1 protein-coding gene and 1 pseudogene are annotated in these 5607 nt (G+C 63.4%); both read left to right on the top strand.

Annotated elements, in window-relative coordinates; translation table 11 throughout:
- Positions 1 to 316: 316 nt before the first annotated feature.
- Positions 317 to 1565: pseudogene (locus tag AB0J67_RS38905) on the top strand (IS256 family transposase).
- Between the two features lie 342 nt (positions 1566 to 1907).
- On the top strand, positions 1908 to 5234 hold the full coding sequence (locus tag AB0J67_RS38900) for a hypothetical protein (RefSeq protein ID WP_363490477.1): 3327 nt from the start codon (positions 1908 to 1910) through the stop codon (positions 5232 to 5234).
- The last annotated feature ends 373 nt before the right edge of the window (positions 5235 to 5607 follow it).

The following is a 5607-nucleotide window of genomic DNA, read 5'->3' as shown; positions in this document are numbered from 1 at the left end:
GCTCAAACGCCGGCTTGCCAACGTCATCTACCGCTACCTCATCAAAGATCAACAGCAGATGGTCGTTGCGGCCCCTTGACACACAGAGGCGCTATCAAGCCACGCTGGCCAGTCCAGCACGCTCGACGGACCGCAGAAGTGGACCAGGCCAGGATCGGCAGGAAGTGGTGGAGCGAGCCCCGTCGAGCAAGTTCACCGTAGACACTGACGGACGTGGTGTAGGAACCGTCGGGTCTTGGACTCGGGCGTAACAAGGTAAGCGGCCATCGGATTGATCCTCAGACCGACCAAAGTCTTGAGAGATCAGGAGTACCCGATGACCGCACTACAAAGTGTGGATGCTGCCGCGTGGCTTCGCCAGCAGGCAGAGCACGGCAACCCGGACGTGTTGGCGACAATGATCGCCGCGTTCGCCAACGCGCTGATGTCCGCCGACGCCGACACGGCCTGCGGCGCCGACTACGGCCAGCGCAGCGACGAGCGGGTCAACCAGCGCAACGGCTACCGGAGCCGGGAATGGGACACCCGCGCCGGCACGGTCGAGCTGCAGGTCCCGAAGTTGCGCACGGGGTCGTACTTCCCGGACTGGCTGCTCGAACACCGCCGCCGGGCGGAGCAGGCCTTGGTCACCGTCGTGGCGACCAGCTACCTGCTCGGGGTGTCGACGCGGCGGGTGGAGAAGCTGGCCGAGCAGCTGGGGGTGACCCGGTTGTCGAAGTCGCAGGTGTCGCAGATGGCCCAGACCCTCGACGTGCAGGTCGAGGCGTTCCGCAGCCGGCCCCTGGACTCGGCGCATTACACGTTCGTGTCCCTGGACGCGCTGACGATGAAGGTTCGCGAGGACGGTAGGACTGTCAACGTCGCGTGCCTGGTCGCGGTCGGCGTCAACGCCGACGGCCATCGCGAAGTCTTGGGCCTGGACGTCTGCGCCGAGGAAGACGGCGCCGGTTGGCTGTCGTTCCTGCGATCGCTGACCGCCCGCGGTCTGACCGGCGTCCGGTTGGTCATCTCCGACGCGCACCGTGGGCTGGTCAACGCGATCGGGTCCGCGCTGCCCGGCGCGGCCTGGCAGCGGTGCCGGACCCACTACCTGCGCAACCTGCTCACCCGGGTGCCGAAGTCGGCGCAGCCGTGGCTGGCCACGATGGTCCGCACCATCTTCGACCAGCCCGACGCCGCCGAGGTCGCCGCGCAGTACGCCCGGGTCGTCGACGCCGTCGCGGCCAAGTACCCCGCCGCCGCTGCCCACCTCGACGACGCCCGCGACGACCTCCTGGCGTTCACCGCGTTCCCGAAGGAGCTGTGGCGACAGATCTGGTCGAACAACCCCCAGGAAGCGACTCAACAAGGAGATCCGCCGCCGCACCGACGTCGTCGGGATCTTCCCCAACCGCGCCGCCGTGATCCGCCTGGTCGGCGCGGTCCTGGCCGAGCAGACCGACGAATGGACCGAACAGCGTCGCTACATGGGCCCCGAACTGCTCGCCAAGGCCAGGAAGGAGACCATCGACGACCAGCCCTCTGCCAGCGCGGCGCAACCCGGAGCAGAACTCACCGCCGCATAGGCTCACATCAGGATCAGCCGTGGTCGTTTACCGATACACCACGTGCGTGGACGTGACCGAGTGTGTTCTGTTCCACCGCAACGCCGCGGTCGGACTGCACCGAGTCTCGGACCTGCGCCGCGAGGAACAACCGCCGCTGAAGCGGGTGGCAGCCCTCGAGTATCGGATGAGTTTCAGGGAACCGTCGACGAGATGCCGCCGTACTCCTCCCCGTCTGGGCCATCTGCCCGGCAAGTGTTGTGCACGATGAGATCGCGGCAATCGCCCCTCAAGGGGCGGAAAGGGGCCGGGAGGGTGGAGGGGTTGTCTTACCGAAGATTGTGGTTGGCTGGAACAGCAGTGGTGTCGCTGTTCGCCGCCGCGCTTGTGGCGCCGGGGCAGGCGTCGGCCAAGCCCACGAGTGATGAGGCGGCGGTGCGGGACGTTCCTTGCTTTAGTCTGACTTGTCCGCGGCCTTTGGTTACGGTGAACGGGTCGATGAGGGTGAAGACCGATGACGATCTCGGCGCGCTGGGTCTGGGCGGGATCCCGTTCAGGGTGCTACACGATGTCTACGGTGGCGCTGCCGGGGTTCCGGTGACCGACGGCTCGGGTGAGCCCGTGGTGGGGTCTGTCAACGAGGACGGTACGTTCGCAGCGACGTTCGAGTATCCGTGGTTGTTTGTCGATGAGACTGGGTGGCATCCCGGCTGCCAGGACTTTCAGGGATTGCCCTCGTTCCCGGGCGTTGAAAGAAATGCCTGCACCCACGATTCTGTCTACCTGCTCTTCGACCTCGTCAGCGCGGACGGGTCGGTCCGGGTGGTCGACACGCAAAACAAGATCCGCAGTGTGCGGATGAACGTCGGTCGCTGGTTCCAGTACCCGGACGAGCTGAATGCGGTGACCGATTTCGCTGCTGCGCGGGCGTACCGGGCCGCGTTGGATGTGAAGGAGGTGATGCCCGGCGACGAGGAGCCGGTGACCCTGCGCATGAACGGGGCGAACACCTACTTCGACCCGGGGACGGGGTTGGTGCATCTTCACCAGGAGCGGAACTCTGTACGCTCGGCAATAACCGAGAGCGCCATCGCCCAGGCGTTCCTCAGCCACGCCTATCCTGATGGATCCTATCCTGGACAAGGATGCCCGCAAGGTGCCTGGCTTAGCTTTCCGTCGATGGACATGTCGGATGCGTGCTCTTTTGTCTACGGCACTGCCGCGTTCATCGGTGTGCAGGCAGACCTGCGCAACCGCGGAGCCGACCAGTCACCTACGTTCCAGCGGGGTCCTTCTTACGGCTACTCGGTCGAGACGTGCCTGACCCAAAACGATCCCCGCTTCGGCTGTGCTGAGGGACCGGGCGAGCCGCTGCGTATCACCGCTGTTTTATGGGACCTGGCCGACAGCGCCAACGAAACCGCTGACAGTGAAGGCGCCGGGCAGAGCTTCGCCGACTTCACCGACTACAGCTTCGGGGCGGTCAACGCTCACCTGTTGGCCGATGTGCCGGTCGACGTCAACGAGCTGTGGGACGGTTGGAAGGCCAATCACGCGGCCCAGGACCGCCTGATCTTCTTCATGAACACCCTCGAATACACCGACCTGCAAGACGAGGAACTCGCCACCAACGTCGCGGGGACCTGGGAAGACACCGAGTGCAACACCTGCCGCGACCTCAGCGGCTCGCTGGGAGGTTCCGCGCCCTCTTACCGCGAGAACAGGCCTGGCGACTACAGGTTCACCGACCCGGCCGGCGGCTCGGCGGAGATCTCCTGGGACCTCGGCCGTCACATGACCGAAGCAGGCGACTACGACGTGTGGGTACGGCTGCCCGCAGGCCAGGCAGGGGACGAGACCAACGCCATCTACACCGTCGACATCGTCGGCGGCGCACAGCAGGTCGCGCTCAACCAGGCCACCACCACCGACAACTGGGTCCGGCTGCCCGACGTGTTCGACATGGACCCCGCCGGCGACAACCTCGTTCGCCTGCGCAACACCACCGGGTCCACTGACATTCTCAAAGCCGACGCCGTCATCCTTGCCCCACACGACGGCGCCACCGCGCCGCCCGCACCACCACGCGTCCGTATAACCGGAAAGGTCGAAACTCCCCGCCGTCACGAGCTGAACGTAGAGGACCCCATGCGGCCTATCTCGGATGCATGGTGGAGGCTGCAATATAGGGGCAAGGGCGGGAACCAGTCAGATCCGGTCGAATGGCGGCCGGTTCGAACCGGCTACGGTCCGAACGACCCAGAGGTAAATGGCTATCTTAGCCGCGGTGGCGAATTCGACATCGAAATCACCTATCCACAGAACCATGTGAGGCCGTCCGGCGAAACCTGGTTCGGGTGTGAGCCGACGGACGTAGCATACCTGTCCTCGACGGCCTGTGCGCACGAAGACCTCGTACTAGAAGTCTTTGCCATCAACGCGGACCGTAGCGTAAAGGTCAAAGCACCTGGCCACGAGGATATGCCGGACGATGCCGAGCCAATGCTAACGATTGATTTGGGGCTCTTTTTCCGTCGTCCCAGGCTTATCGAGACGGCACACTCGTTCGCCGCGGCCGCGTACGGTGCTGCCTACAACGTTCGCGAATTTGTCGGAAGCGGCATCGGGAACGTCCATATTCAGCTTCACGAGGGCATGGGACCTGATACCTATGACCCGGATACGCGCGAGATCCACTTAGGTACGGTGGGCGCGAAGTCAGGAACCCCTGAGCATGAGGTGGCACACAGTGCGATGCACCATTGGTATGGGAACGATTATGAGCAGTGGGAGAGGGGTTGCGGCACCGAGCATTACTTCACAACAGTAAGTACCGAGGACTGCGCCTGGCACGAGGGCTTCGCGCACTGGCTCGCTGTTGCGTCAGAGAATGACCCGGGATTCACCACCTGGACGAAGATGGCATATGACAGCGGCGGCGATGCTGATCTGGAAAGGTGTGTTATCGAGCCCGACATCGAGTGTCGAAGCGGACCGGCGGTCGAAGGGAACATTGCTTCGGCATTGTTCGACCTATTCGACAACAACCCGCCGAGCGACCCAAACGCGGGCTCGGCCGAGGCTAAGAACAGCTTCGTTGACGTTAGCAACCACCCTGCCCTGCAGATTCTTGAAGTCGTGCGTAACGACAAGCCCCACACCGTGGCAGAGTTCCTGGCCGCATGGGTCGACTTTCTTTCCGGTGAGCAGCGTGACTTCCAGACCTTCTGGCTGAATACGCTGCACTTTGAAGGCGTATTCGATGCTCGTCAGGAAAATGCCACCGGGGAATGGAAGGTTCTAACCTGTACCCCGGGAGCATGTCTGGCAGACAGTGCCATGTCTACAAACGGCGAGCAGGTCGCTGTCACATGGGACGTCAGCCCAGCAGTCACCGACATCAATCACCGCTCTGAGACTTGGGACATCTGGGTGAATATCGTCGGAGGAGAAGCGCTTGATGCCAATGCGCGCTATGCGGTGAGAACAAAAAATGGAATTCATACTGTCGTGGTGGATCAGCAGGCCAACCAGGGAGAATGGGTCCAACTCAACCCAGCAGCCGGCTTCCAATTAAACCCGGACGACATCATCACTGTGACTCTTTCAAGATCTGATGGACTAGCGCCTGGCTTAGGCTCAGCCCTAGTGGCTGACGGCCTGGTGATTGCGCGTCGGCTACCGTGGTGACGCTCCGGCGGGCACATCTGGGCTGACGGCCGTCGTTTGGCACCGGCCGTCCCACAGGTGCGTAGGGGCCGCCGGGTAACTGATGTACTTCGCCGCGAGTAGCTGCCCCGCGTTAAGGCGCCGGGCAGCTACTCGCTTGACACGTATCGACACACTTGCTTCGCGATGCGTTATCAGTCCCATCCTGTGCCAGTTGGTTCTTGCCACCTGGTCGGCCGGTTCTCGTTGCGCCGTTACGGGCGGGAGGGGCGCGGGGTGGGAACTTGGGGAGTGCAGTACTAGTAGTGCTTTGTTAGGTCGGCGTGTCGTACGGGTCTCCGTGGGCTGGCGTAGTGTCATGTCGCGGTGACCCCTCACGAGCTTTCGGTTGTGC

Source organism: Catellatospora sp. NPDC049609, from assembly GCF_040675365.1.
GTDB lineage: Bacteria > Actinomycetota > Actinomycetes > Mycobacteriales > Micromonosporaceae > Catellatospora.
Note: the sequence above shows the minus strand (reverse complement) of the source record. Positions and strands in the feature narration are given on the sequence as shown.